At 40.8% G+C, this 23,366-nt stretch carries 24 protein-coding genes; 15 read left to right on the forward strand and 9 right to left on the reverse strand.

All coding sequences use genetic code 11. The annotated features are described in order from the left end of the window. The first annotated feature begins 31 nt into the window (after positions 1–31). The 5 genes from alr (at position 32) to hag (MHB67_RS05965) (ending at position 6,280) form a co-directional block, all read left to right on the forward strand. Positions 32–1,213, forward strand: a complete 1,182-nt coding sequence (alr, locus tag MHB67_RS05945) for an alanine racemase (RefSeq protein ID WP_073204833.1) — start codon at positions 32–34, stop codon at positions 1,211–1,213. A 118-nt stretch (positions 1,214–1,331) separates the two neighbouring features. Further along, a complete protein-coding gene (locus MHB67_RS05950) occupies positions 1,332–2,861 on the forward strand; it encodes a kelch repeat-containing protein (RefSeq protein ID WP_073204834.1) in 1,530 nt (509 codons plus the stop codon). 230 nt (positions 2,862–3,091) lie between these two features. Next, positions 3,092–3,997 carry a flagellin Hag gene (gene hag, locus MHB67_RS05955; protein WP_081124282.1) on the forward strand — a complete coding sequence of 302 codons (906 nt, stop codon included), beginning with the start codon at positions 3,092–3,094 and terminating at the stop codon, positions 3,995–3,997. 264 nt (positions 3,998–4,261) lie between these two features. Further along, positions 4,262–5,173 (forward strand): flagellin Hag, encoded by a 912-nt coding sequence (gene hag / locus MHB67_RS05960; protein ID WP_133743921.1) that lies wholly within the window; start codon positions 4,262–4,264, stop codon positions 5,171–5,173. A gap of 285 nt (positions 5,174–5,458) precedes the next feature. Next, complete coding sequence (gene hag, locus MHB67_RS05965) at positions 5,459–6,280, forward strand: flagellin Hag (RefSeq protein ID WP_025093449.1); 822 nt, start codon at positions 5,459–5,461, stop codon at positions 6,278–6,280. 31 nt (positions 6,281–6,311) lie between these two features. On the opposite strand, the gene MHB67_RS05970 is transcribed toward hag (MHB67_RS05965), so the two are convergent. After that, a complete protein-coding gene (locus MHB67_RS05970) occupies positions 6,312–7,784 on the reverse strand; it encodes an FAD-dependent monooxygenase (protein ID WP_342492851.1) in 1,473 nt (490 codons plus the stop codon). A 216-nt stretch (positions 7,785–8,000) separates the two neighbouring features. On the opposite strand from MHB67_RS05970, the gene MHB67_RS05975 reads away from it, so the two are divergent. Continuing rightward, positions 8,001–8,825: a methyl-accepting chemotaxis protein gene (locus tag MHB67_RS05975; protein WP_034281469.1), complete on the forward strand. Its 825-nt coding sequence runs from the start codon at positions 8,001–8,003 to the stop codon at positions 8,823–8,825. Positions 8,826–8,861: 36 nt separating this feature from the next. Here MHB67_RS05975 and MHB67_RS05980 read toward each other — a convergent pair whose 3' ends face one another. Next, positions 8,862–9,233, reverse strand: coding sequence for a DUF5412 domain-containing protein (locus tag MHB67_RS05980; protein ID WP_024426772.1), 372 nt, complete (start codon positions 9,231–9,233; stop codon positions 8,862–8,864). Positions 9,234–9,475: 242 nt separating this feature from the next. On the opposite strand from MHB67_RS05980, the gene MHB67_RS05985 reads away from it, so the two are divergent. Beyond that, on the forward strand, positions 9,476–10,099 hold the full coding sequence (locus tag MHB67_RS05985; RefSeq protein WP_103132237.1) for a poly-gamma-glutamate hydrolase family protein: 624 nt from the start codon (positions 9,476–9,478) through the stop codon (positions 10,097–10,099). 26 nt (positions 10,100–10,125) lie between these two features. On the opposite strand, the gene MHB67_RS05990 is transcribed toward MHB67_RS05985, so the two are convergent. Then, the gene (locus MHB67_RS05990) at positions 10,126–10,674 is read right to left on the reverse strand and encodes an ImmA/IrrE family metallo-endopeptidase (protein ID WP_024424963.1); all 549 of its coding nucleotides are present in this window, start codon (positions 10,672–10,674) and stop codon (positions 10,126–10,128) included. A 310-nt stretch (positions 10,675–10,984) separates the two neighbouring features. Between MHB67_RS05990 and MHB67_RS05995 the strand changes: the two genes are divergently transcribed. Beyond that, complete coding sequence (locus MHB67_RS05995) at positions 10,985–11,884, forward strand: N-acetylmuramoyl-L-alanine amidase (RefSeq protein WP_025093453.1); 900 nt, start codon at positions 10,985–10,987, stop codon at positions 11,882–11,884. On the opposite strand, the gene MHB67_RS06000 is transcribed toward MHB67_RS05995, so the two are convergent. The 6 genes from MHB67_RS06000 to MHB67_RS06025 all read right to left on the reverse strand — a co-directional run bounded on the left by MHB67_RS06000 (position 11,873) and on the right by MHB67_RS06025 (position 15,460). Continuing rightward, positions 11,873–12,004, reverse strand: a complete 132-nt coding sequence (locus MHB67_RS06000; protein ID WP_120207232.1) for a type II toxin-antitoxin system SpoIISB family antitoxin — start codon at positions 12,002–12,004, stop codon at positions 11,873–11,875. The two genes, MHB67_RS05995 and MHB67_RS06000, sit on opposite strands and share 12 nt — an antisense overlap. Before the next feature lie 98 nt (positions 12,005–12,102). Then, positions 12,103–12,279, reverse strand: coding sequence for a type II toxin-antitoxin system SpoIISB family antitoxin (locus tag MHB67_RS06005; protein WP_080652934.1), 177 nt, complete (start codon positions 12,277–12,279; stop codon positions 12,103–12,105). Then, a complete protein-coding gene (locus MHB67_RS06010; RefSeq protein WP_024424960.1) occupies positions 12,248–13,018 on the reverse strand; it encodes a type II toxin-antitoxin system SpoIISA family toxin in 771 nt (256 codons plus the stop codon). Before MHB67_RS06010 ends, MHB67_RS06005 begins: the two co-directional genes overlap by 32 nt. A 145-nt stretch (positions 13,019–13,163) precedes the next feature. Then, positions 13,164–14,162: an inorganic phosphate transporter gene (locus tag MHB67_RS06015; RefSeq protein ID WP_017359158.1), complete on the reverse strand. Its 999-nt coding sequence runs from the start codon at positions 14,160–14,162 to the stop codon at positions 13,164–13,166. 15 nt (positions 14,163–14,177) lie between these two features. Then, complete coding sequence (locus tag MHB67_RS06020; RefSeq protein WP_024426775.1) at positions 14,178–14,795, reverse strand: DUF47 domain-containing protein; 618 nt, start codon at positions 14,793–14,795, stop codon at positions 14,178–14,180. A 206-nt stretch (positions 14,796–15,001) separates the two neighbouring features. Beyond that, positions 15,002–15,460, reverse strand: coding sequence for an ASCH domain-containing protein (locus tag MHB67_RS06025; RefSeq protein WP_133743917.1), 459 nt, complete (start codon positions 15,458–15,460; stop codon positions 15,002–15,004). Between the two features lie 227 nt (positions 15,461–15,687). Here MHB67_RS06025 and ggt point away from each other — a divergent pair, with 227 nt between their 5' ends. The 7 genes from ggt to MHB67_RS06060 all read left to right on the forward strand — a co-directional run bounded on the left by ggt (position 15,688) and on the right by MHB67_RS06060 (position 23,352). Next, complete coding sequence (gene ggt, locus MHB67_RS06030) at positions 15,688–17,439, forward strand: gamma-glutamyltransferase (RefSeq protein ID WP_133743916.1); 1,752 nt, start codon at positions 15,688–15,690, stop codon at positions 17,437–17,439. Between the two features lie 262 nt (positions 17,440–17,701). Further along, entirely contained in the window at positions 17,702–18,739 is a 1,038-nt protein-coding gene (locus MHB67_RS06035) for a sulfate ABC transporter substrate-binding protein (RefSeq protein ID WP_342492852.1), read from the forward strand. Between the two features lie 11 nt (positions 18,740–18,750). Next, positions 18,751–19,596, forward strand: a complete 846-nt coding sequence (gene cysT, locus MHB67_RS06040; RefSeq protein ID WP_024424955.1) for a sulfate ABC transporter permease subunit CysT — start codon at positions 18,751–18,753, stop codon at positions 19,594–19,596. Positions 19,597–19,601: 5 nt separating this feature from the next. Next, on the forward strand, positions 19,602–20,471 hold the full coding sequence (cysW, locus tag MHB67_RS06045) for a sulfate ABC transporter permease subunit CysW (RefSeq protein ID WP_024426779.1): 870 nt from the start codon (positions 19,602–19,604) through the stop codon (positions 20,469–20,471). A 15-nt stretch (positions 20,472–20,486) separates the two neighbouring features. Next, a complete protein-coding gene (gene cysA / locus MHB67_RS06050; RefSeq protein ID WP_192929552.1) occupies positions 20,487–21,218 on the forward strand; it encodes a sulfate ABC transporter ATP-binding protein in 732 nt (243 codons plus the stop codon). Between the two features lie 239 nt (positions 21,219–21,457). Next, a complete protein-coding gene (locus MHB67_RS06055) occupies positions 21,458–21,925 on the forward strand; it encodes a PTS sugar transporter subunit IIA (protein ID WP_024424952.1) in 468 nt (155 codons plus the stop codon). 53 nt (positions 21,926–21,978) lie between these two features. After that, entirely contained in the window at positions 21,979–23,352 is a 1,374-nt protein-coding gene (locus MHB67_RS06060; protein ID WP_024426780.1) for a PTS transporter subunit IIC, read from the forward strand. Positions 23,353–23,366 lie beyond the last annotated feature (14 nt).

A 23,366-nucleotide genomic window follows, 5' to 3' on the forward strand; every position in this document is an offset into this window, starting at 1 on the left:
ATTGATATCGAAATGACTGGAGGAAACATACATGCAAAAGCTTTGCAGGGAAGTCTGGATCGAGGTCAATCTTGACGCGATTAAAAGAAATATCGAAGCCATTCAAGCGCATATTCCAAGGAAAAGCAAGATCATGGCTGTCGTAAAGGCGAATGCTTATGGACACGGTTCAGTTGAAGTAGCGAGGCAGGCACTAGAAAGCGGTGCGACAGAGCTTGCGGTTGCCAGCTTGGAAGAAGGCATTGTATTGCGGAGAGCAAAAATTGAAGCACCGATTCTGGTCCTTGGATTTACCCCGCTCGACTGTGTGAAAAGGGCTGCAGCCTGGAGAATTGACCTATCCGGCCTTCGAGAAGACTGGATTGTTCAAGCAAATGAGATCTTAGAGGAAGAAGAAAGTCAGCATCGCCTTGGGATTCATGTCAATGTTGACACAGGGATGGGACGATTAGGTGTACGGACAAAGGAAGAGCTGTTAGAGGTGGTGGAGGCGCTTGAAAAGAGTGAAAACCTGAGGTGGGATGGAATATTTACGCATTTCTCCACTGCGGATGAGCCTGACCCTGATTTCACACTGCTGCAGCACAGCATTTTTATTGATTTTCTTCGTTTCTTAAAAAAACAAGGCATTACACTGCCGACAGTACATATGAACAATACAGCGGCTGCCATCGCATTTCCTGAATTTAGCGCAGATATGATTCGGCTCGGCATCGGATTATATGGACTGTACCCTTCGCAATACATTGAGAGTTTAGACGCTGTTAAGCTGGAGCCCGCTCTCAGTTTAAAAGCAAGGATTGCATTCGTGAAGGAAATGGTGACAAAGCCAAGGACCGTCAGCTATGGGGCAACCTATGTAGCAAAACCTGATGAAGTAATAGCAACCATACCAATCGGTTATGCAGATGGGTACTCACGAGCATTATCCAATCGAGGATTTATGCTTTTCCGTGGAAAACGAATGCCGATTGCTGGCCGCGTCACCATGGATATGACGATGATCAGTTTAGGAGAAATGAAAGCAAAGCAAGGCGAAGAAGTTGTTATTTACGGCCGTCAAAAGGGCGGAGAAATTTCTGTCGATGAAATCGCCGAAATGCTCAATACGATCAACTACGAAGTCATCGCCACCTTAAGCCGCCGCGTCCCAAGATTTTACCGTCGAGGCGGAAAGATTATTAAAATATCAACGCCGGTGATGTATGTGTGAGGGTAAATAACAGGTGCAATTTGAGGATATTTGTTCTGGTGTACAATGATAAAAATTAAATTTTATTACAAATATGTCGATAAAAGGAGGGATATTTAAGATTTGGAGGAATGAAATAATGAAAAAAGGTTTATTCTTAGTGCTTTTGACCATTTTTATGATGGTCACAATTCATCCGTTAAAAGCTCATGCTGCTGAAACAAATGGGTGGACGAAGCGAGCGGACTTACCGGAAGAGCGTATCGGAGCAAGTGTAGGAGTAGTTGAGGGGAAAATATATGTATTCGGTGGAGCAAGTCAGCAGTCTAAATTCAACAATTCGACATATATGTATGATCCTAAAACTGATTTGTGGTCAGAAAAAGCAAGTATGCCTAGATTAAGAACAGGAGCTGCCTACGCAACAGTAGGTAAAAAAATCTATGTTATTGGCGGTCTTACTGATACAACTAAAACAGTTCACAAAACCATCGATGTTTATGATACGGAACTAGATCAATGGACAGAAGAACCGATTCAGATGCCTGAGAAATTTATATATACATCCTATATAAATGGTTCCTTAAGAGCAGTTACAGTTGGAGAAAAAATTTTTATAGTGGCATCTTTATCAAGCTCTCAAGTAAATTTTTACTCCTATGATACGGTAAGTGGAGAGTGGGAAAGCTTAGATAATTCTCAATTAACTTCTCGTCAAGGGAGAAGTATTGCAGAGATAAATGGAAAGTTATACATTGCTGGTGGTGAGGCTAATGTTAGCCGAACGAATGATAAAGATATTTTAGAATATGATATGACGCTAGGGAAGTGGCAACGCTTAAAGGATATTCAATTAAATTCTTTTGCTTATGAAGCTGCATATGCGACATACAATCATAAATTATTTATGATTGGTGGTCAGAGAATTGGAGATAGATCGAGTAAATTATTAAAACAAGTCCAGATATTTGATCCACAAACTAGTCAAGTCCAAGATTCTTTATATGAAATCCCTGAAGGTAGAGTTGGATCTGTGGCAGTTATTGCTGATGATCAATTATATGTTATTGGTGGAAGAGATTATGCTGAATCAATTGGTAGTTATTCTGTCAAAAACAATTTTAAATCTGTAATCTCAATTTCATTAAAAGATCTTCAAAAAGTGTCTAAGGATCAGGATGAAACAAAACCAGGTGATGGAACAAGCGAAGAACCGAAAGATCAAGACGGGACAAAGCCAGATGATGGCACAACCGAAGAACCAAAAGATCAGGACGGGACAAAGCCAGGTGACGGCACAACTGAAGAACCGAAAGATCAGGACGGAACGAAGCCAGGTGACGGCACAACCGAAGAACCAAAAGATCAAGACGGAACAAAGCCAGGTGACGGCACAACCGAAGAACCAAAGGATCAAGACGGAACAAAACCTGGTGAAGAAGCAACAAAAGGTATACTTTCAATTACGATGATAAATGGGCTTCAAAAGGATTATTTGCTTTCAATGAAAGAAATCAACGATTTTTTTAACTGGTATAAAGAAAGAAGTTTTGGAATTGGGATGAATTTCTATGAAATCAATGATGAACATAATAAAGGACCTTTCACAAGTAAGAAGGATTACGTCGTGTACCAAAATATCTTAATGTTTGATATCAAACAATACTGATATTCATAAATTGTAAAGCTGCTGATAATAGATCAGCAGCTTTTATTTTGATAAAATTGTTAAAATTAGGATCAACGTCATGAAAAAAAGCGGTATTTTTTAAAAAATCTGCTAAACATCCTATAAACACATCCGATAATAGAATTGTCAGGGTTGATAAGCCCTAGAATAAAGGACTTTTTTCAGACAAGGACGTCTGTCAGGTCCCACATACATGGAGGTAATAGGAAATGAGAATTAACCACAATATCGCAGCACTTAACACATTAAACCGTTTGTCTGCAAACAACGGTGCGAGCCAAAAGAACATGGAGAAGCTTTCTTCTGGTCTTAAAATTAACCGTGCAGGAGATGACGCAGCAGGTCTTGCCATCTCTGAAAAAATGCGTGGACAAATCCGCGGATTAGAAATGGCATCTAAAAACGCACAAGACGGTATCTCTCTTATCCAAACAGCTGAAGGTGCATTGACTGAAACTCACTCAATCCTTCAACGTGTTCGTGAACTAGTCGTACAAGCTGGAAACACTGGTACACAAGATAAAGGTACTGACCTTCAATCAATCCAAGATGAGATTAAAGCTCTACAAGAAGAAGTAGACGGTATCTCAAACCGTACAGAGTTTAACGGTAAAAAATTGTTGGATGGTACATTTAAAGATACTGGTGATCCTGCAACTACTAAAAGTTTGACTTTCCAAATTGGTGCTAACGCAACTCAACAAATTGATGTTAATATCGAAGATATGGGTGCGGATGCAATTGGTGCAAAAAATGCTGGAGTAATTGTTGCTGGTCAAAGTGTTAAAGACATTGATGTGACTAAATTTGCAGATGTAGCTGCTACTGCTGCGGGCGGTTTTGATGAGCAATTAAATATTGTTGATTCTGCAATCAACCAAGTATCTGCTCAACGTGCTAAGCTTGGTGCAGTCCAAAACCGTCTAGAGCACACAATCAACAACCTTGGTGCTTCTGGTGAAAACTTAACAGCTGCTGAGTCTCGTATCCGTGACGTTGACATGGCGAAAGAAATGAGTGAGTTCACGAAGAACAACATTCTTTCTCAAGCGTCTCAAGCAATGCTTGCACAAGCGAACCAACAGCCACAAAACGTACTTCAATTACTACGTTAATAACGGGCCCCTTTATGGGGCTTTTTTGTATTTATTAATTAAAAAATATGGATAACATTTAATTTTTTAATAAAATTTAGGAGTAAGGTATTAAACAGAATTGTGAATTTAGACAGATAAATTAATAAATTAATCTTAAATTAAGCTAAACATCCTTTGGAATAAACCGATATTTTAATTGTCAGGGTTGATAAGCCCTAGAATAAAGGACTTTTTTTAGACAAGGACGTCTGTCAGGTCCCAAATACATGGAGGTAATAGGAAATGAGAATTAACCACAATATCGCAGCACTTAACACATTAAACCGTTTGTCTGCAAACAACGGTGCAAGCCAAAAGAACATGGAGAAACTTTCTTCTGGTCTTAAAATCAACCGTGCAGGAGATGACGCAGCAGGTCTAGCAATCTCTGAGAAAATGCGTGGACAAATCCGCGGTTTAGAAATGGCATCTAAAAACGCACAAGACGGTATCTCTCTTATCCAAACAGCTGAAGGTGCATTGACTGAAACTCACTCAATCCTTCAACGTGTTCGTGAGCTTGTCGTTCAAGCTGGAAACACTGGTACACAGCAAGGTGAAGACTTAACGGCAATTAAAGACGAAATGGATGCTTTAATTGAAGAAATTGATGGTATTTCTGATCGCACAGAATTCAATGGTAAAAAACTTTTAAATGGTGCTTTTAAAGCTTCTACCCCACCAGTAAATACTGACCCATCTTTAGTTTTCCAAATTGGAGCTAATGCAACCCAACAAATCAAAGTGAACATCCAAGATATGGGTGCAGATGCATTAGGTGTTGATAATGGAACTGGTGGTATCGTTGCAAACCAATCAATTAAAGATTTAGATGTAACAGCCTTTGCAACTAATGCAGCAGATGCAACAGATGTTGGATTTGACACTCAACTAAAAATTGTTGATTCAGCTATCAACCAAGTTTCATCTCAACGTGCTAAACTTGGTGCGGTCCAAAACCGTCTAGAGCACACAATCAACAACCTTGGTGCATCTTCTGAAAACTTAACAGCGGCTGAGTCTCGTATCCGTGACGTTGACATGGCGAAAGAAATGAGTGAGTTCACAAAGAACAACATTCTTTCTCAAGCGTCTCAAGCAATGCTTGCACAAGCGAACCAACAGCCACAAAACGTACTTCAATTACTACGTTAATGACAGGCCCCTTTATGGGGCTTTTTTTATGCTTTTTTCTTCGCGTTTTCTCCAGTCTTATGATTCTTAACCCCCTATTATAAATCATGAAAAATGACCTTTAAATTTGGCATACTCTAGCGAAACGATCATAGTGAATGAGACTTTATCCTTATTTATTCCTTTTTTGTTAAACATATTCCATTAAAGTTCGATAAATGGATTGTAAGGCTTACAAAAAAATTCTAATTTAGAACTTTTGGATAAGGACGTCCAATTGGTTCAAACACACGGAGGTCATTTAACATGAGAATTAACCACAATATCGCAGCACTTAACACATTAAACCGTTTGTCTGCAAACAATGGAGCAGGGCAAAAGAACATGGAAAAGCTTTCTTCTGGTCTTCGAATCAACCGTGCAGGAGATGACGCAGCAGGTCTTGCCATCTCTGAGAAAATGCGTGGACAAATCCGCGGATTAGAAATGGCGTCTAAAAACGCACAAGATGGTATTTCTCTTATTCAAACAGCTGAGGGTGCATTAACTGAAACACATGCGATTCTTCAACGTATGCGTGAATTGACAGTTCAAGCGGGTAACGTTGGTACTCAACAAACAGAAGATTTAACAGCTATTCAAGAAGAACTCACTGCTTTGGTGGATGAAATTGATGGTATTTCTCAGCGTACAGCATTTAACGGAAAGAATCTGTTGGATGGTAGCGTTGAGGAAGGATTCCAATTTCAAATTGGTGCAAACATTGAGCAAAATATCAACGTACAGATTGGCAAAATGGATGCAGAAACTTTAACTGTAAAAGATATTGTAGTTAATGAAGAAGGCTTTAACTTTGACACCGAAGTAGCAAAAATCGACGCAGCAATCGGCGCTGTATCTAAACAGCGTTCAGCTCTTGGTGCAGTCCAAAACCGTTTAGAGCACACAATCAATAACCTTGGTGCTTCTGCTGAAAACTTAACAGCTGCTGAGTCTCGTATTCGTGACGTTGACATGGCGAAAGAAATGAGTGAGTTCACAAAGAACAACATTCTTTCTCAAGCATCTCAAGCAATGTTAGCTCAAGCAAACCAACAGCCGCAAAACGTACTTCAATTATTACGTTAATGAAAAAGCCCCTTAAAGGGGCTTTTTTGATTCAATTTAATGACAGAAAGTGCTCTAGACGGAAGTCAGGAACCGCTTCATGGAAAAAAGCTCGGTTGCCTTCATCGTTCTTTTGCTCCCATTGCTTCCACCATTCGGCTGTTTCTCCAGAGGGGTCAGCTTGAATCATGTCGTGCAGCTGTTCTAAGTTGATGATTTCTCTCGGTTCTGTTAAGAAAGAATGCATCCGGTGATACGCTTCAAGTCGTTTAGGCTGTTTTGTGACAATGGCGTATTGTACGTAGCGATTTAAAAATTCCTGTACGAACGTCAAGTGGGGGATGGTTGTTTCTCCTTTTAACTCGACACCGTCCCACTCCATATCAGCAATTGCACAAAGCCACCAGCCAAGTTCACTCGCTTGCTGCATTTGTTGTAATGTGTCCTTTTCAAAAGACAGCCGCTCATTTTTTTGTGCTTGTTTGAGCATTCGGTCAAGAGTTTGTGCTTCGAGGGCTGCCTTTGTCATGCCCTGTCCATGAATGGGATCTAACGTACACAAGGCATCGCCCATCACCAATAATCCACTTGGCCAATCCTGCATGTGTTCATAGTGATGTCTCACGCAAGAAGGAACTCTAAATCCTTTTGGTTTTGTAAAGGGCGTTAAATGGGTGATGGCTTCTGCTATCGCTGGATGGGTCAGTGCAGCGGTTTCTGAATCAAATTGATCTGCATCCGTTGTTGGATAATGTGAACCGCCAGCTGCAGAAAGAAGCACAGCTACTAAATCATGATCAACCCGTTCAAACAGTCCTGTTGGGATTTGCTTGTCTGGCTGGCCAACTACAACCATTGATTGCATGTACCGCGCACCTGGTGGTATTTGGTAGTATCTTGTGCTGTAGCCTAGAAACACACTTAACTCATCAGTCTGTGGTAAAGTGAGTCCAGCGTCTTTCAGCCATTTTGGCAATTTGGACATTCTTCCAGACGTATCAATCACTAAGTCTGCTTTCATTTCGTGAATGCTTCCAGGCTTTACTTGCCGGTTCTTCACGATGAGACCCATGACTTGATTTGTTCCTTCTTTAAACTGAAGCGAGATGGCTTCATGTTTATCTAAAAACTGCACACGGTCCTCTTTTACCATTCTTTGCATCAGCACCCACTCTAGCATCGCGCGTCTTGTGACGGCAGTTTCTTCTGTATCAGTGAGCGTTAATTCGCCATCTTTTGTGATAAATCGAGAGGTTTGATCCCTTGTATTAAATCCGCCCATTGCCAGTAACTCTTTTGTATAACCAGGGAATAGACGTTCAACGATTTGCTTGCCAAGTGGCAGCATTCTATGTGGATGAAAGGCTTGAGGAGTGCCAAGACGATTCTCAGGAGAGTCTGGCAGTTCATCCTTTTCAATAATCAAAACTTGATCATAAAACGTTGATAAAACTTTTGCAGCGAGCATCCCGGTGATACCTCCACCAATGACGATTGCCCGCTCATATTTCATGGGTTGTGTCACAACATGCGCCTCCAATGAATACACAAAATGGTTACATGACCATTTCATCATATGTTGATTCATTAATTATAGCAAATATACGTTTGAATATAGAAAGGAAATTACTTCTTTTTACTCGTAAATATGAAGAATTTCTTCTAATCATCATGATTATTTTAAAAAGTAACTATTAATTTAAGAAGAACGACCGATAAACTATATAAGGGGGTAGAGAATTTGGATATACTACAGAGTATTGTGACAGCAGCACCTTATATGATGCAGATTTTAAAAAACGAAGTGACGATGGGTGTCATTGATCGAGAGAAATTCTTGCTGTATTTGCCATCGAAAGATGTGGATTTTCAAATTCGAGCTGGAGAACTCATTAAGCCAGATGATTTAAATATGAAAAAAGCGCTCAGAGGTGAGACATCAAGTATGTTTGTGCCTGAATCGGTTTACGGAATACCGTTAAATGCAATGGGTCTGCCAATTTTTGATGAAAATCAACAGGTTATTGGCGCACTCGCTTTAGGTTTTCCACTTAAAAATCAATTAGAGCTTGAAGCATATATGGAGTCATTAAATGACATCATTCAAAGTATTCAAGAAAAGGTCCATGTGGTGGCGGCACATTCAGAAGAGCTTTCTGCGACAAGTGAGGAAATGACCTTACAAACGCAGCAAACACTTGAAAGCTCGAAAAAAACATCTGATATTACAAAAATGATTAAGGGCATTTCGAAACAAACGAGTTTGCTAGGATTGAATGCGTCAATCGAAGCAGCCAGGGCAGGAAAAGAGGGGGCTGGATTTAGTGTTGTAGCCAGTGAGGTTCAAAAGCTTTCAAGTGAAACTTCACGTGCAACAGAAAATATTGAAAGTTCACTGCAAGGGATTTCCTCTAATATACATACATTACTTGAGAGTATGGATCATATGAAAGGTTCATCATCAGAGCAGGCTTTACTTGTGACAGAGTTTAGTGAAATTGTGGAACGACTGACGAGCGTAAGTAAAGAAATGAAAGAATTCATGCAGCATGTGATGTCAACGTAAAAAACGAATCCAAAAGGGATTCGTTTTTTTGATACGCTATTTTCTTTTGTTACGGTCAAAGCGATAATCGTATGTTTCTCCCTTTACCACATTTAAAAATTCATGCCCAATTTGAACAAGCTGTCCATTTTTCCATTTGATGAGAGGGTCTTTATCAGGGTATTTCCAGTAAATCGTTTTCTTTCGGTGGGTGAGTTTGTTTTCAATTTCTGCTCTAACTGCGTTCTCCTTTAGTTTCCCTCCGCTATGTCGATAGGTGTTGATGATATATGTTCCGTCAGGTGATGTCATCGAGCGGATAAAGGTTCCGTGAGATACGCCTTGAAGAGAAAAGCATTTCCAGTAAATGATGCCAGCGAAGCTAAGGATTAAGATGACAAAGGTGATGGTGGTTTTCTTTTTTAACATGAATTCCTCCAGATGTAGATCACAATATTTCTAATTTATGAGAGAGAATACAAAAAGATTCATATAGTCCAAAAGTTCTATTCATTTCAATTATCGGTCATTTTTTCTCAAAATTCAACAGATAGCCGAAAAGATAAGGAAAATTTAAGGATGTATTAAGTCGATAGGTCATGCGAACTCCCTTTACAAAAGAATTTAAGATCAGTAGACTTATGCTCATATAGAGAAATGGGGAAGATGGAATGACGCAAATCATTGATACATATCAAAGTTATGAAGAGCTTGCCGCTCATGAAAGAGAGGGAATCGACTATCAAATTCTTCACGAGCGGAAAGGAGATCAGCTTTTGGTTTTGTCCCCTCATGCTGGGGGAATTGAATCTGGCGTGAGTGAGCTCATTCATGAAATCGCAAGTGATGATTCTATGTATTTATTTGAAGGCCTTAAAGTGAAAGGCAATCATGTGCTTCATATTACAAGCACACGTTTCAATGAGCCGGTCTGCCTTTCTCTAGTGCATGCCCATCATTACACGTTTGCGCTCCATGGCTACGGGGAAACGGAGGTGCTTCAAACATTAGTGGGCGGGACAGACAGAGAAAAAGCGGCAGAAACAGTGAAACGTTTAACGCTTAATGGATTTCCCGCAGTGCTGCTATCTGAATCTGATCGCTATTCTGGAACACATCCTCACAATATTAATAATCAATGTCTGACCGGAAAAAGTGTACAACTTGAAATTAGTCAGGCGCAAAGAAGAGCATTCTTTCAAGACTTCAGACGGCGCTATCGCCGTGAAACGCAAAATGAGCAATTTTATCGGTACACAAATGTACTCAAGCAAGTATTAAATCTTTATGGATAAACCATGTCGTCCTATGCAGAAGAGGCTTACGTTTGATAAACAGCTTCTTTTTCCGCGACCTTCTCGGCTTTCATTAAATAAGATGTAAACTCTTGTTGGAAGCGAATGCCTGCTTTCCGCTGTTCGAACAAGGCCAGCCGCTTTTCAGCGAAAGCCCAGGTGACATGAAATGTTTGCGCAATGTGCAAAATGGCTTGCTGCCGAAGGTTTGGAAGCTTCATTTGCATCAGCATAAAGGTCGGCACACAAAAGTGATACATGAATTGTTTAGCCTGAAACTCTTGCAGTTCTCGAAAGAGTTTGTGCATCTTGAAATGATTGCCTGCATGCTTCAGCACATGACAAAGCTCGTGGGCAAAATCCTGCCATTGTTCCTCTGACGATAGAGATCTGTTTAATATAATACTGTAAAGACCTTGATGTTTGATCATCATGCTGCCAGTATCCTCATAGTGGACCCATACATGAAATTCAGAAGCGATCCTTTGCATGTCTCTATAAGCAGGACCGCTTATTTGTAATTTGGCATATAACCGCTTAATCTCTTCTTCTAAATGGGTTAAAAAACCAGTCATTTAAAAACCTCCAAGCAAACGTATGTTCTGTTTTTGGCGTAAAAGAAAAGTCCATATAGGACTAAATAGCTAATGAAGCTATTACTTACTTTTAATATCGGCTTATTTTTAACAATTTTAACATAAAATCAAGGAAAAATGGAATTAATTCCTGTTTTTTTCTTCATTTTTGCGTTTTCCATTACTAAAAAGAGTGGATTGAATTCAAATTTTACCATAGTCTTATCACTAAAACAAACACAAGTTGTCTTACGAACGCCACCAATGGATGAGAAAGATCAATTCAATCTAGCAAAAGGGAGTGCAGAACATGGTAGAAATTTATCAAGATTTTATTCCAGTTGGAAACGGAAACCGCCCAGGATACGCCATGACACCGATGTATGTCACGGTGCATAACACAGCAAACACGTCAAAGGGAGCGGATGCAAAAAGTCATGCGGCATATGTGAAACGCCCAACGACAGCGGAAAGCTGGCACTTTACAGTGGATGATCATGAAATCTTTCAGCATCTGCCGTTAAATGAAAATGGCTGGCATGCAGGGGACGGAAATGGAGATGGGAACAGAAAGTCGATCGGCATTGAAATTTGTGAAAATGAAGATGGGAATTTCCAGCAAGCGGTCAAACATGCGCAATGGCTCATTCAAAAGCTGCTGAAAGAGCATCATATTCCACTAGCGAATGTGGTCACACATCAGCACTGGTCTGGAAAAACATGCCCGCGTCTGCTTCTCGCTACATGGGATGAATTTAAAAAAGGAATTGAAACGGCAGGAGAGCCTGAGACGGTCATCACGTATGTTGTCAAAAGCGGGGATACGTTAACGAGTATTGCCAAAGCTCATGACGTCACAGTTCAAGATCTTCAGAAGTGGAATAACATTAGCGACCCGAACAAGATTCAAATTGGACAGGTTCTCAAAATTTATCGAAATGATGGAAAAATGATGTATGAGCTGCCAGATGGGATTTTAAAGGTGACTTCGCCTCTAACGAAGGGAGAGCACGTACGCCTCGTCCAAAAAGCACTTGCTGCTGTTTATTTTTATCCTGATAAATCGGCTGCAGATAAAGGCATCGATGGTGTTTACGGAGAAAAAACGGCGAATGCCGTAGCGCGCTTTCAACTGGTGAACGGTCTGACAAGTGATGGGGTATACGGTCCTAAAACGAAGGAGAAGCTGCTTAAACTGTTAAATCAGTGAGTGTTTCTGTTTGTATGATTGGATGGCTGTTTCACTCTTTTCAATTAAACGCTTCGTATATGGGGACGGCTGATATTCGGCAAACTGAACATATCTCAGTTGTTTGATTTTCTTTTTCATTTTGGCACCTCAATCGTTGCAGCGTATAGTGTATTGTATGCAAGTCTATGTGAAAATGGAAGCAGGACGCGGATTTCGTTCCGCGTCCTTTAGTGTAATCAAGCCTTTTTATTTTTATACTCATCCAGAAGCTGTTCATTCTTTTTAAAAATTCGCTCAGTATGGGGGCTTACCTTATAATCGGCCATACTGATATGGCGTTTTTTCTTTAAAATCTTAAAAGGGTTTTTCTTAGGATTGTTGTTATCCCCTTGAAGTGCGTGGTCCATCTTCATCACCTTCCTCTTCGTCAGGCAAGATTAGGTCATAAATTGTTGTAAGTGATGTCATTAATAAATAGTCGAACTCCGTGACAATCTCATCGGAGGTGAGCTTAATGACAAAATGAGCATCTGCTACAGAAAATGGGATGAGCACCAAATGACCGAAATCATCGTAATATACTTCCTGCCTGTCAAGCTTCGCCTGAATAAGAGCCCGCTGGTCAAGTGTCCGAAGCAGGTCGTCTTTTTGTTCCTGCATATCGTATGGACAAAGCACCGCTTGAATATTCATCTTGTCGGCAAAAGAATAAATCAGCCGCTCAATTCCCTCTATATATGCCTCTACACTTCCATAATATACATGGATCGGTTCATTTTTCAATAGGTATTGGTACGTTTTTAGTTTATTGAGGTAAGAATGAAGCAGATCGTTATTTTGTTCAAGGAGTTGATGGGTGTCGGTTTCCAGCTCATGATTTCCGAGTTTCTTAATATAGGAGCTAAGAAAGATGAAAGCATCAGTTAATGCGAAAAATACGGCAATGATCAAGTAGTGCATCCAATCGGTGAAGATAGAAGAAGGGTCATTTGTCCAGTACACAACAGCTCCCGCTACATAAATCCAATACCACGTTTTACGAATGGCAAACATCTTTTCTTTTACTTTTTGTTCAAAGCGCCAAACCGCAAATACATACACTGCAAGAGCACCTAGCAATAACCATACAGTCAATTGAAAAAATAATAGCATGTTCTTCTCTCCCATAGACAGATGAATACTTGTTTATTTCTATGGATATGATTGGAAACCCTGCTTCATGAAAAAATGTCCTGCAGAAAAAGGGTTTTAAGTGTGTGGGCAAATAAAAAAAGACCTGTTAGACAGGTCTTTGATATTAGAGAATCGCATTTAACACAAAGTATATAAGAGCTCCTAGAGTTCCTGAAATCGGTAATGTAATCACCCAAGTGACAAGCATACGTTTTGCCGTACCCCAGTTAACCCCTTTGACTCTGTGTGCAGAACCTACACCTAGAATAGAAGATGAGATCACGTGAGTCGTACTAACAGGTAAGTGAATAAACGTCGCACCGAAGATAATAGCTGCACCCGTTAAGTCGGCAGATACTCCGTTTACTGGACGAATTTTCATAATTTTACCGCCGACTGTTTTGATAATCTTCCAGCCGCCGATAGAAGTACCGAGTCCCATTGCAAGCGCACAAGAGAATTGTACCCAGAAAGGAATGTCGTCTGTTGTATGCAAATTACCTGCAATTAAAGCCATCGTAATAATTCCCATCGCTTTTTGCGCATCGTTTGTCCCATGGGTATACGATTGCAGTGCAGCCGTTAAAATTTGAACACGTCGGAATTGTTTATTTGTTTTTGCGAGATTGTTGTTTCTAAATATAATTTTGATAATGGTATACACGATATATCCCAATACGAAAGCTAGGATAGGTGAAAGCAAAAGTGCTTGAATGATTTTAATGAATCCCGAATAGTTTAAAGCGCCAAAACCGGCAGAGGCAATAACCGCTCCTGCAATTGATCCGATTAATGCATGTGAAGAACTACTCGGAATCCCGTAATACCAAGTAAGCAAGTTCCATGTGATGGCCGCAATTAAAGCAGCCAAGATCACAACAGAGCCGTTTTGAAGTGTAAATGGATCTGCGATATCTTTTGTAATGGATTTTGCCACACCTGTAAATGTCATTGCTCCTAAGAAGTTCATGAACGCTGCCATGATGATTGCATGTCTAGGCTTTAATGCCTTCGTTGAAACTGAAGTCGCAATGGCATTTGCTGTATCGTGGAACCCGTTAATGAAATCAAAAGCAAGTGCACAAATGACAATAAGTATGGTAAGGATGAGTAATGTGTCCATGTTTAACTAACCCCGTTACGCATTCTTCATAATGATTGTTTCTAGATTGTTGGCAACACTTTGACAGGAATCAGCGATTTCTTCAAGTGTTTCGTAAATTTCTTTGTATTGAATCACTTTAATTGGATCTGTTTCTTTTCCAAACAAGTTCTTTAATGATTTACGATGAAGATTGTCACAATTATGTTCAATCTCTTTGATCTTGATTGCGTGCGGATGAATATCTTTCAAGCGATTTTCAGCTAGTAGATCAATTGTGATTAAAATTTCTTTCGCACACTCTCTGATGTAGTGGCTGAATTTGTCGATATGTTCGTCAGAGCTTGTAATTGAGTAAATTTCTAATGTTGCGGAAAAATGCTCAATTCCATCTAAAACATCATCGAGGCTATTCGTCAATTGAAGAATGTCTTCACGTTCAATCGGTGTAATAAAGGCTTTGTTCAGCTCTTTAATCATGGTATGAACATGATTATCACCTTTTGTCTCATATTCCTTCAATGTGTCAGAAAATTCTTTCAGAGTGGTTTGATTTGTTACTTTATAGCTAACAAAATACTCAGCAGTTTCATCTAAATTTTTAGCAATTTCCGTTAACAAGACGGAAAACTTGTCTTTTTTCCTTTTTAACATGTAAAAACCCTCCATTGTATAAATGAGACAATGCACACATCAAATAATTATATATTCTTTTGTCGAAAAAAAACAGGTGTAGTCGAAAATTTCTTCACTTTTTCTATTTGATCTTATTCTGACCTAAAGATGTGATCTCAACACACCTTTTTCTAAAAGGGGAAAAGCAACGAAAAAAGCGGGCCATATTTGGCGCCGCTTAAAGGCTAAGAAGCTGAATGAATCAGCTTAAACCGTTCACAAACAAGAAGCATATCCTCTTTGAATTCTAAACCGTATGATTGGAGTGCTTCTGTGAAAAATTCTTTATGTTCTCTGTACCAATAGTCATAAGATAAGTCGCCTTCACCCTCTGCTTGTGCAAATGATACGGGGACTTCATTCATTGGCATGACATCAACATGTGTAATTTCAATGATGGCTTTTGGCTCTTCTTGGCTGTCCAAAATGACCGCATATTGTCCGGGTTGTGGAAGCGGCTCCTGTTCCTTTTCATAAAAAAGGTGTCCAGAACAAGTGGCTGTTTTTTTTCCTTGCTTTACAAGATCAAGCAAATGATCAGGATCTGAGCCGAATGCCCACGCCGAAACAAACGCGTCAGCAGGTGCTTTTTCTGGTTTCTCTTTCCAATAGTCTTCCCAAAATAATCTGCATTTGTTGTTCAATGTTTTTCCCCCTCTTTGTTGTGTTTATTATACCTTGAAGCTGAATCGTTGGAAATGATGTGTCTTTATTCCTAATGAGTGAGTGCGTCATATGTTTTGAAAAACAATGTTTGATTTGGAAAATGTAGGATGATAGGATGAAAATTTTTGAAATTTTAGAATAATCTATTGTATTCTGGTCAAGAAGTCGGTAAGGTCAAAGTAAGAATATGGAAGGGGTGTTGTTCATGAAACGCATTTCTCTAACTGTTTTGTCCATATGTCTGTTTGTTTTCTCGTTTTTTCTGCCTGTCAGCCAAGTCAATGCGAACGAATCTCATGGGAGTAAAGTAGCTGTTGGTAAAGATGGCATGGTGGCTACTGCTCACCCGCTGGCATCAGAAGTAGGTGCTGATGTATTGAAGAAAGGTGGAAACGCAGTGGATGCTGCTGTTGCCATCCAGTACGCACTGAATGTGACAGAGCCAATGATGTCTGGAATTGGCGGCGGTGGTTTTATGATGGTTTATGATGGAAAGACAAAAGAAACATCCATCATCAATAGTAGAGAACGAGCACCACAGGGCGCAACACCTGACATGTTTTTAACGGATGAGGGAAAAGTCATCCCATTTGCTGAGCGGTCCACACACGGTAATGCGGTTGGTGTTCCAGGGACAGTAAAAGGTCTCGAAGCAGCATTAGATAAGTGGGGAACCCGTTCGATGAAGGAATTGATTGAGCCTTCCATTCAGCTTGCAGAGGATGGATTTGAAATCGATTCTGTTCTGGCAAAAGCCATTGAAGATCATCAAGAAAAGCTGAAAAAAACGGCCGCAGCGCCAATCTTTCTTCCAGATGATCAGCCGCTCAAAGAAGGCGATCTGCTTGTACAGCCAGGTCTTGCGAAAACATTTAAGCTCATTGCAAAAAAAGGAAGCAAAGCATTTTATGAAGGAAAAGTAGCAAAAGCATTTGCAAAGACAGTCCAAGATTTTGGCGGGACGATGACAACTGATGACCTCGGTCGTTATGAGGTCAAGACTGACAAGCCTATCTGGGGGGACTATAAAGGATACCAGCTTGCCAGTATGCCTCCACCAAGCTCAGGCGGTGTGTTTATGCTGCAAATACTCAAAATACTAGATCACTTCAATCTATCACAATATGACCCCAAATCATTCGAAAAATATCAGCTGCTAGCTGAAACAATGCATCTCTCCTATGCTGACCGTGCTGCATATGCAGGCGACCCCGAATTCGTAGATGTTCCACTAAAAGGACTACTAGACGATGATTACATTTCAAAAAGAGCTTCTCTCATTCAATTAGATCAAATGAACAAAAACCCGAAAGAAGGAGATCCATGGGCGTATGAGGAGGAAAAAAATCCATCCCCAATTGTCCCGCAGCCAGAAGATAAAACCATTGGCGAGACCACTCATTTTACTGTTGCCGATCAGTGGGGAAATGTCGTGTCATTCACAACAACCATTGAACAGTTATTTGGTACAGGGATCCTTGTTCCGGAATATGGCTTTTTCTTAAACAATGAGCTAACAGATTTTGACGCAAGACCAGGCGGAGCAAATGAAGTCCAGCCGAATAAGCGTCCATTATCCAGTATGACTCCAACCATCATATTCAAAGATAACGAGCCGGTCATGACTGTGGGCTCACCTGGTGGAACGACTATTATTGCTTCTGTTTCACAAACTATCCTAAACTTGCTTGAATACGACATGGAGCTGCAAGATGCGGTGGAAGAGCCGCGGATTTATACAAACAGTACAACTTCTTACCGTTACGAAGTAGGTGTTCCCCTTGATGTGAGAACGAAGCTAAATGATATGGGTCATCGTTTTGGCAGTTCACCTATTGATATAGGAAATGTGCAAGCCTTACTCATTGATCGAAAAGCAGGGACATTTACTGGAGTAGCTGACTCCTCGAGAAATGGAACCGCTGTTGGTGTCAATTTAAAGCTTTCTGCCGATTAAAAACCATTTCCCGGGAAAAGAAGCGCCTCTTCAAGATGGCGTTTCTTTTTTTGTTTAAATGAAAAAAACAGAGTTGACACCTGTGAATAGTTTGAATAATATATAGACTAACATCAATCATACATAGCTGATCGGACAACCGAAGGCTCTTGGCAATTTGAAGTACAGGACTGTGATGTATTTCAGGTGGCTAAGGGTCTTTTTTGCGTATGAAACGGCAAGGTTGGTGTCACTATTTTTAATAACGGGGGAGCGGGATAACATGAAAAAGTGGAAATGGGTCTGGGTCGTGACCATTATATTCGTCTTGGCTGTGACGAGTACTGCATGCTCAAACGCAAACGAAGCCTCGAGCCAAAAAGGAAAGGTTGAGCTGTTAAATGTTTCGTATGATCCTACACGTGAATTGTATCAGGAATACAATCAAGCCTTTCAGACGTATTGGAAAGACAAAACAGGTGAGGATGTCACGATCAAGCAGTCTCACGGTGGATCAGGAAAGCAGGGAAGATCGATTATTGATGGACTCGAGGCAGATGTGGCAACACTCGCTTTAGGGTATGACATTGATGCGATTGCAGATCGCGGACTGCTTTCAAAAGATTGGCAAAAAGAATTTCCAAATCAGTCAACACCGTATACATCGACCATTGTGTTTCTTGTGAAGAAAGGGAATCCTAAAAATATTAAAGATTGGGACGACTTGATTCGGTCAGGTGTGTCCATCATTACGCCAAATCCGAAAACGTCCGGCGGTGCGAGATGGAATTACTTAGCTGCATGGGCCTACGCCGATAAAACATTTCATGGGAATGAAGAAAAAACAAAGGATTTTGTCAAAAAGCTATATGAACATGTCGAAGTCCTTGATTCAGGTGCACGCGGAGCCACAACGACCTTTGTTGAACGCGGGCTTGGGGATGTGTTAATTGCATGGGAGAATGAAGCCTATTTAACGCAGCACGAACTAGGCAAAGACAAATTTGAAATTGTCACCCCATCAATTAGTATTCTAGCGGAGCCGCCTGTTGCGGTCGTTGATCAAAATGTGAAACGTAAAGGAACAGAGAAAGTGGCGAAGGCTTATTTAGATTATTTATATTCTGAAAAAGGGCAGGAAATTGCGGCGAATAACTATTATCGCCCTAGAAATCAAGAAGTCTTAAACAAATATAAAGACCAGTTTAAAAAGATTGATATGGTGACGATTGATCAAGCGTTTGGCGGGTGGAGAAAGGCGCAGAAAAGATTTTTTGATGATGGCGGATTATTTGATCAAATATACATCAGACAAAAATAGGGGGTGATGTGATGAAGAAAGCACATGCAGCCGCCAATAAAAGAAAACGTATATTGCCTGGATTTGGGCTGAGCCTTGGGGTGACGCTCGTTTATGTGAGTGCGATTGTCGTCATTCCTTTATCCATGGTATTTATTTGGACGGCTTCATTAGGAGCAGAGGGGATTTGGAAGGTTTTTACCGATGCAAGAGTATTGAAGTCGCTTCAGTTGACCGTGACGACTTCCTTTGCAGCTGCTCTCATCAATGCAGGGTTTGGTGTACTGATTGCCTGGGTTCTCGCCAGGTACACATTCCATGGAAAGAAAATCTTAGATGCTCTCATTGATTTGCCTTTTGCTCTCCCAACAGCTGTTGCGGGTATTGCCCTGACCACCCTCTATTCTCCTAATGGATGGATTGGTCAATTTCTGCATATAAAGGTGGCGTACACACCGATTGGGATTATTTTGGCACTGATTTTTATTGGCATTCCATTCGTTATCCGAACCGTTCAGCCTGTGATAGAAGGGCTGCAGCAGGAAGTTGAAGAGGCTGCGGCGATTCTTGGTGCGACAAGGAGACAGACCTTTTTTCACGTACTGCTGCCGGCCTTGTTTCCTGCGGTGATGACTGGATTTTCACTTGCGTTTGCAAGAGCGCTAGGTGAATATGGCTCTGTTGTGTTTATTGCTGGAAATATTCCGTTTAAAACAGAAATTACACCGCTGATGATCATGTCCAAGCTTGAACAGTATGATTATCATGGTGCAGCAGCGATTGCCTGCTTGATGCTGCTTCTTTCGTTTTTCATCCTGTTATTGATTCACGGCATTCAGTGGTATGTTGAGCGGAAAAAACAAGTATACGTGAGGTGAAACCATTGGAGAGAGAGCTTAGTCATCAGCACCATGTTCAGTATAAAAGTCCTGTAACCGAATCTAAAGGGGTGAAAATCCTCTTGATTACGGTCGTGTATGCTTTTTTGATTTTATTTTTACTCATACCGCTGATCGCCGTTTTTTCAAAAGCATTTGAGAAAGGATGGAGTTCATACCTTCTGGCCATCTCACATCCAGATACACTCGCGGCGATCAAATTGACTGTTTTCATTGTCGTCGTCACCTTGCCGCTTCAAATGATCTTTGGGGTGAGTGCTGCATGGCTTATCACAAAATTTAATTTCCGCGGAAAACGTTTGTTAACGACTGTGATTGATCTCCCGTTTGCCGTTTCGCCTGTGATTGCTGGACTTGTATTTGTGCTTTTATTTGGTTCAAACGGGCTTTTAGGACCTTGGCTTATGGCGAATGGATGGAAAGTCATTTATTCTGTACCAGGCATGATCCTAGCCACCATATTCGTTACATTTCCGTTTATTGCTAGAGAATTAATCCCGTTTATGCAGCATGAAGGCATTCATGAGGAGGAAGCATCGCTCACACTTGGTGCAAACGGATGGAAGACTTTTTTCTTTGTGACACTGCCGAATATCAAATGGGCTCTTTTTTACGGTGTCATTTTAGCCGGGGCAAGAGCGATTGGTGAATTTGGTGCCGTGTCAGTTGTATCAGGTCATATTCGAGGGATGACCAATACGATGCCGCTTCATATCGAAATTTTATACAATGAGTACCAATTTCAAGCCGCTTTTGCTGTGGCATCTCTCATGGCGTTTGTGGCAGTCATTACTTTAATCATTAAGCAAATCATTCAGCAGAGGGATCACCGGCTTGGCAAGCGGTCAACATAAATGGAGGGATCGGCCTTGGGGATTACAGCAAAACAAATTTCAAAACAATTTGGTCAGACAAAGGTATTGCAAAACGTGGATTTATCGATAAGAAATGGTGAATTGATTTCTTTACTAGGACCGTCTGGCTCTGGGAAGACGACGTTATTAAGAATCATTGCAGGTCTTGATTACGCCAATAACGGGCAGGTTTTATTCGGAGATCAGGATTACACACACATTCCAGTACGAAAACGGCAGATCGGTTTTGTGTTTCAGCAATATGCGCTTTTTCGAAATATGACGGTTTTTGATAATGTGGCATACGGGCTGAAAATGAAACCTAGAGGAGAAAGACTGCCTAAAAAAGACATCAAAGAGCGGGTACATGAGCTTTTAGAGGTTGTTCAGCTTACGCAGTATGAGCAGCGGTATCCAGATCAGCTGTCAGGCGGGCAAAAGCAGCGTGTAGCACTGGCGCGCGCACTTGCCGTTCAGCCGAAGGCACTCCTCTTAGATGAACCCTTTGGTGCTCTTGATACAAAGGTAAGGAAAGAATTAAGGCATTGGCTGAAAAAAGTTCATCGTGACTTTCAAATGACCACCATTTTTGTGACACACGATCAAGAAGAAGCATTCGATATTGCTGATCGTGTTGTGGTGATGAATGAAGGAAGAATCGAAAAAATTGGCACAAAGGAAGAAATGGCAGTGCAGACAGACAATCTATTTGTATCAGAATTTTTAGATATAGGAAGCCACATTTAACAAGCAGTATAGAAGATTAGAAGGAAGAGACGCGGTGATGACTGCGTCTTTTTTTATTTAAATTTCCCTAGGGAGATTGACTTATAATTTTGAATATTATAATATCTTTACAAAGGTAACAGTATTGAACATTTTTCAGAACGCATAATTGTAAGCGCTTTATAAAAGGTTCTATTCTAAAAATGTTCTTTCTTTTGTTACATGTGTTCATATTTATACCAAATGAAAGGGGTGGTTGTTTGAACAGCTTGTTTGAGTTAGATGAACAACTGATTAAGCTGCAGTTCGAAGCATCTTCGAGAGAGGAGGTGACCACATATTTAGCAGGGCGGTTAGAAGCTGGAGGGTACATTAAATCGAGCTTTTTACCAGCAGTGCTTGAAAGAGAAAAAACATATCCTACAGGCCTTCCACTTGCAGCCTTTGGGGTAGCGATTCCGCATACAGATCCTGAGCATGTGAACAAACCAGCGATTAGTGTAGCTACTTTAAAGGAACCTGTCATTTTTCATAAGATGGGAAGCCCTGATGAAACAGTGCAAGCCAAAATTGTGTTTGTCCTAGCAATCTCTGAGCCTAGCAAACAGCTTGTGATGCTGGAGAAGCTGATGACACTTTTTAGAAAAGAAGAAGTGATGACAAAGCTCTCACACATGACATCTTATGAAGAAGCAGTTGACGTGCTTCAGCAAGAACTAAACCAATAGTTATTCACGAAAATATGTAAGCGCTTTATCTGAAAAATTCAGGAGGTGGATGTATGATCAAGCAAGCCGTCGATTTTATATTAGACCTTGGACCAACTATTATGCTCCCGATTATTATGACGCTTTTCGGTATGATTTTAAGGCAGGGCTTTAAGAAATCCTTCAGGGCCGGTATTACGATCGGAATTGGATTTGTCGGTGTCAATCTTGTCATTAATTTGCTCGTGAGCGGACTTGGGCCAGCAGCAAAAGCCATGGTTAATTCCCTTGGGCTAAAGCTCGATATTTTGGATGTTGGATGGCCGATTGGAGCTGCCATATCCTTTGGTACACCTGTTGCCCCGCTCATGATTCCTCTTGTGCTTTTATTAAATGTCATCTTATTGTCCGTAAACTTTACGAAAACGCTGAATGTGGATATTTGGAACTTCTGGCATTTGATTTTCGCAGCCTCTGTTACTTACTACGCTTATCATAATATGTTCTTGGCTCTTGCTGTTGGCTTGATCGTCTCTGCGATCACGCTAAAATTAGCCGATTGGACGGCGCCGACAATCGAACACCATTTCGGATTAAAAGGCGTATCGATGGCTCATGCTGAAACGGTCAACTTTGCCCCGCTCATGTATGCGTCCAACCGCATCATTGATAAGATCCCTGGTTTAAACAAAATTCATGCTGATCCAGAAACATTGAAGAAACGCTTTGGCATCTTTGGCGAACCGCTTGTGATGGGTCTCATACTTGGTATCATTATTGGTCTTCTCGGCGGCTATGATGCAAAAGGTGTGATGACGCTCGGTATTCAAATGGCGGCAGTTCTTGTCTTAATGCCAAGAATGGTTGCGTTATTAATGGAGGGACTCATTCCAATCTCTGAGGGCGCTCGTTCTTATATTCAAAAGCGTTTCCCAGGGAAAAATGTCTATATTGGTTTAGATACAGCGATTGTGATTGGTCATCCAGCGAATATGGCGGTAGCCCTTTTAATGGTGCCAATTACGATTTTGCTCGCTGTTGTTCTGCCTTACAATGGCATGCTCCCGTTTGCTGACTTATCGGTTCTGCCATTTACAGTTGTCTGGGCAGTAGCAGCTGCTCGTGGAAACATTATTCGCGGTCTTATTAACAGTATTTTTACATTAATGATTGTCTTCTTTATCGCAACGAACCTTGCACCGCTTGCGACAACCATGGGGAAAGCAGTCGGCTTTGATTTCCCAGAAGGGGCAAACATGATTTCAGGTATTGATCTTGGTTCTCACGTCATTCCTTGGATCATGGTGAGACTTCTTGATCCGAGCAACCCTTACTTTATTGCAGCGATTATCTGTGCTTTGGCTTATGCACTTCTATGGTACTGGGTACGAAATGATATTAAAAAGCAGTATGCGAAAGAAATGGGCTTAGATCAGAAAGAACAATAAATGAGCTGGAGGGA

The organism is Bacillus sp. FSL H8-0516, from assembly GCF_038635285.1.
Taxonomy (GTDB): domain Bacteria; phylum Bacillota; class Bacilli; order Bacillales; family Bacillaceae; genus Bacillus; species Bacillus safensis.